Source organism: Oscillibacter sp. CU971, from assembly GCF_905219725.1.
Classification (GTDB): domain Bacteria; phylum Bacillota; class Clostridia; order Oscillospirales; family Oscillospiraceae; genus Oscillibacter.
On record NZ_CAJMXG010000241.1, the window covers coordinates 1 to 3,999 of the forward strand.

Sequence of the window (3,999 nt, forward strand, 5' to 3'; positions counted from 1 at the left end):
GGATTGAACCCCCCTCCAAAGGCGTTGGGACCGCCGAACNGGAATGTAAAGGGCATGGAAAAAGCCCTCCTTTCTTTTTCTCTTTTCACAGTATTTTACAGAAAAAGTGTGAACAAATCAAGTTTGCCCCATCCGGCGAAAAGTATTTTCACCGGATGGGGCAAGTTCCTTTTCTGGATGTAAACGCTCAGTCGCCGTCAGCCTCCTCGGGCTGGGACGGAGCCAGGCCCTCTACATGGGGCGTGGACGGCTGCTCGGAAACCATGGTGGTCCGTCCATTGAGGCGGCCGCCGTTTTCGATGACAAAGGAAACGGTGGTTACGTCGCCGTTGATGGTGCCGGTGCGTTCCAGCTGGATATGGTCGTGGGAGACCAAATTGCCCTCCACCTGGCCGGCGACGCGGATCACGTCGGCCTCCACGGGGCCCTTCACCTTGCCGGTGGCCGTCACGATGACATAGCCCTTCAGGTTGACCTCGCCTTCTACGGTGCCCTCGATTTGGACCACGCCCTCTCCGCTGAGCCTGCCGGTGACAATCAGGTCCTTGGCGATGACGGTGCTGCTCCGGGGCTCGGGGAGCTCGGGGATGTCGGCGCCTTCCCGCTGGTCATGATCGGTCTGGGATTCCATGGCGGGGGCGGTCTTGGGCTGTCCTCCAAAAAAAGCCATTTCACTCACCTCGTCTGCAAAAGTGAGGTTAGTATACCATAATACGCCGGGAATTACAAGCCCGAGCAGGGACAAAGTCTCTGAGAGGCTGCCAAAAAAAGAGGGCGTATTTTGGAAGGGCGGGGGAGAAGAAGGGGCGAAAGGGTCGAAAAGCCGTCAGGCCCCATTCCGCCGGATCATGCGGACCCCTGCCGTCAGCATGGGCAGGGCAAAAAGAAGCAGCGCGCCGTNGCAGATAGCGCCATAGCCTTTGTCGATGAGGTCTGTCAGGCCGAAGGTGGAGACGCAGACGCCCAGGGCCGTCACGGCCCCGGTGATAAGAGGCCGGGCCAGCCAGGGCCAAGAGGAACCGGACGGAGCAGGCCCGGAGGAAGCGGGCCGGTTTGGCCGAAGGGAGCGGCCTCGAAAGAGGGACTGCTCCACCCGGTCCTCCAGGGCCTTGATGAATCCGGCGGCGGTTTCGACAAGTGTGCCGAAAAGGACGATTTCAAAGAGGACGTAGAGCCAGGGTATATCCAGCCGCTCAAAAATGGCGGTCACCGGCGTTTCGGAGGCCAAGACCGCCGGCAGGTCGCAGCCCATGGCCAGCAGCAGCGGCAGGNCGGGGGCGGCCCCCAGGATTCCGGCCAGAACGCCGCAGGCCACAGCCTCCCGGCGGTTTTGAAGGTCCCGGATGGTGTAGAGGATCATGGAAACGCAGATGAGGTTATAGGAGGCATAGCGCAGGCCGCTGAGGAACCAGCCGGAACCGATCTCCGCCCTCCGGAGCTCGGCGGTGACCGCGTCCCCAAAGCGGAGAAAGACGGCGGCGAAAAAGAGGAGGAAGACGGCGTAGAGCACATAGGCCCAGAGGGACAGAGCTTTTTCTATGGCCTCCGTGCCGTTTAGGACCAGCAGGACCACGCCCAGTGAGAGAAGCCCCACTCCCACCCAGGAGGGCAGACCCGTCAGGGCGCGGATCATGGCGGCGGCGGTGGCGTTGACCACCCCCAGAACCAGGAGAAGCATGGCGTTGAAGCAGAGATCGTAGAGGAACCCGGCCCGGCCCAGAAGGCGCTTCATCATGGAGCCGTAATCATAGGTCCGAAAGACCCGGACAAACTCGAAGGTGACGGCGCACAGCGCGGCCCACCCCGCCGCCGCCGCTCCCAGGGCCAGCAGCCCGCCCATCAGGCCGTGGCAGCCAAAGTACCGGGCGATCTCCGCCCCGGTGCCGTAGCCGCCGCCTATCAGAACGGACTGAAAGACCAGGCCTGGGGTCAAGTATCGGGGCCACTTCCGCCGTCGTTTCATCCGCAAAGCCTCCTTGTCCTTTGCCCCATACATATGCGGCGGCGGACCGGGTATGCAGGGAAATTCGCATAGGGGACAAAGGACGGGACATAGGCTTTTCCGAAAGAGGTGAGGTCTTATGACAATCCATGTAGTAAGTCCCGGAGAGACCGTGGACTCCATTGCCGCCGGATATGGAGTGGCCCCAAAGCAGCTGGCGGCGGACAACGAGCTGCCGCCGGACTATGCCCTGGCGGTTGGGCAGACGCTGGTCGTGCGGTTTCCCCGGGCGGTTCATGTCGCGGCGGCGGGGGAGACGCTGACCTCCATCGCCGCGCAGTACGGGACCACGGTGCGGCAGCTGTGGCGGAATAACTGGGCCCTGGGCGGACAGGAATCCCTGGCGGCGGGCCAGCTTCTGGTGGTTTCGTATTTTGGCGAAAAGCTGGGGGAGGGCGTGTTCAACGGCTACGCCTATCCCTTCATCACGCCGGAACTGCTGGCGGAGCAGCTGCCCTACCTTTCAGCGATGGCGCCTTTCACCTACGGAATCACGGCGGAGGGCGGGCTTTTGCCGCTGGATGACGAGGCTATGCTGGAGGCGGCCCGGGAACGGGGGACAAAGCCGGTGATGCACCTGTCTACGCTGACGGAGGCGGGGCAGTTTGACACGGGCCGGGCGGCGTTTATCCTGACGGATTACGAGGCCCAGGGGCGGCTGGCGGCGGAGGTGCTGCAAACGGTGCTGCGAAAGGACTTCGCGGGGCTGGATGTGGATTTTGAGTATTTGCCGGGCCAGCTGGCGGGGGCGTACGCGGCGTTTTTGGGGCGGCTGCGGCAGCTGCTGGCGGCGCAGGGGAGGTTCCTCTGGGCGGCGCTGGCTCCGAAGACGGATACCCGGCAGAGGGGATTGCTGTATGAGGGACATGACTACGCCGCCGTGTCGGCGGCGGTGGATGGGGTGCTGCTGATGACCTATGGATGACCGAAGTTGGTACACCCGCTGAAACCCTTGCAAATCAAGGACTTGCGGAACAATATCTACACCCGAATCGGTCCCTTTATTTTAGCTGTGTTTTTGGACAAGCGGTCATTTGATTTCAAAAGGGTGCGACTATCAAATCGCACCCTTTTGCATTTAGAAATGGAAAGGAGGTCCAGTCATGTCAGAAATCATCCTGTCAGATTATCTCTACGGTGACGAAGCCGCTCAATTTATCTTTTTCAAAATGCCTCATCAGCTTTTTGATAATCCTCACTTCAAGCGCCTTTCCACAGCCGCCAAGCTGCTGTATGGTATGCTGCTGGACCGCATGAGCCTGTCCGCCAGAAACGGCTGGCACGACGATGCCGGACGGGTCTACATCTACTACACCGTGAAAGAAGTGTGTCAGGACATTGGCTGTGGCCGGAACAAGGCCATGCGGCTACTGGCGGAGCTGGACACCGTGAAGGGTATCGGCCTGATTGAGCGAATCAAGCAGGGCCAGGGCAAGCCGGACAAGATTTTCGTCAAGAAAATATCTGTTCACGAGGACACAGAAATATCCAATATGGCAGAGCCCACCTCCGCTGCGCCCGTTTCAGAGGTCGATTTTTCAGACGTACAGAAGTCGGAAATTCCGACTTCAAGAGGTAGAGAAAACCGACTTCTAGGGGTTTCAAAAACCGACCCTAATAAGACTAATAAGAATCAAACAGAGTTTATTCAAATCAATCTATCCATCCCTTCGCACCGACCACCAAGGCTGGAGGGGATAGATCGATACGAGCAGAGAGAAGCAAATAGGGGATTTATACGGAGGGCAATCTGCGCTCCGCTGTTGTGCTGGACTTCTTCAGGAAAGACAAGCCTATCTGAAAACCAGCCTCCCGGACGAAGCCCTAAACCGGCGCCGCTTGCGGCGCTGTCCTGGCAAGTATGTCGTCTGTTAAACAGACGACCCTTGTTAGGGGGGGAATCCCCCTAATACCCCCGTGAAATGCGTCTCACCGTGAGTAATGTCATTAAGCTAGCCGCGAAGAAAGAAACGGCAGAAGGCAATGGGATTCCGAAG

General features: G+C 59.5%; 4 protein-coding genes. 2 read left to right on the forward strand and 2 right to left on the reverse strand.

Annotated elements, in window-relative coordinates; all coding sequences use genetic code 11:
- Positions 1-187 precede the first annotated feature (187 nt).
- Positions 188-670 carry a polymer-forming cytoskeletal protein gene (locus JX325_RS13245; RefSeq protein ID WP_204791575.1) on the reverse strand — a complete coding sequence of 161 codons (483 nt, stop codon included), beginning with the start codon at positions 668-670 and terminating at the stop codon, positions 188-190.
- A 156-nt stretch (positions 671-826) separates the two neighbouring features.
- Positions 827-1,963 (reverse strand): hypothetical protein, encoded by a 1,137-nt coding sequence (locus JX325_RS13250; RefSeq protein ID WP_204791576.1) that lies wholly within the window; start codon positions 1,961-1,963, stop codon positions 827-829.
- A 118-nt stretch (positions 1,964-2,081) separates the two neighbouring features.
- On the opposite strand from JX325_RS13250, the gene JX325_RS13255 reads away from it, so the two are divergent.
- Positions 2,082-2,927 carry a LysM peptidoglycan-binding domain-containing protein gene (locus JX325_RS13255; protein ID WP_204791577.1) on the forward strand — a complete coding sequence of 282 codons (846 nt, stop codon included), beginning with the start codon at positions 2,082-2,084 and terminating at the stop codon, positions 2,925-2,927.
- Between the two features lie 178 nt (positions 2,928-3,105).
- The gene (locus tag JX325_RS13260; protein WP_204791578.1) at positions 3,106-3,912 is read left to right on the forward strand and encodes a replication initiator protein A; all 807 of its coding nucleotides are present in this window, start codon (positions 3,106-3,108) and stop codon (positions 3,910-3,912) included.
- Positions 3,913-3,999: the final 87 nt, after the last annotated feature.

Coding starts and splice junctions, on each gene's coding strand:
- JX325_RS13245 (WP_204791575.1), bottom strand. CDS start 670: ATGGCTTTTTTTGGAGGACAGCCCAAGACCGCCCCCGCCATGGAATCC.
- JX325_RS13255 (WP_204791577.1), top strand. CDS start 2,082: ATGACAATCCATGTAGTAAGTCCCGGAGAGACCGTGGACTCCATTGCC.
- JX325_RS13260 (WP_204791578.1), top strand. CDS start 3,106: ATGTCAGAAATCATCCTGTCAGATTATCTCTACGGTGACGAAGCCGCT.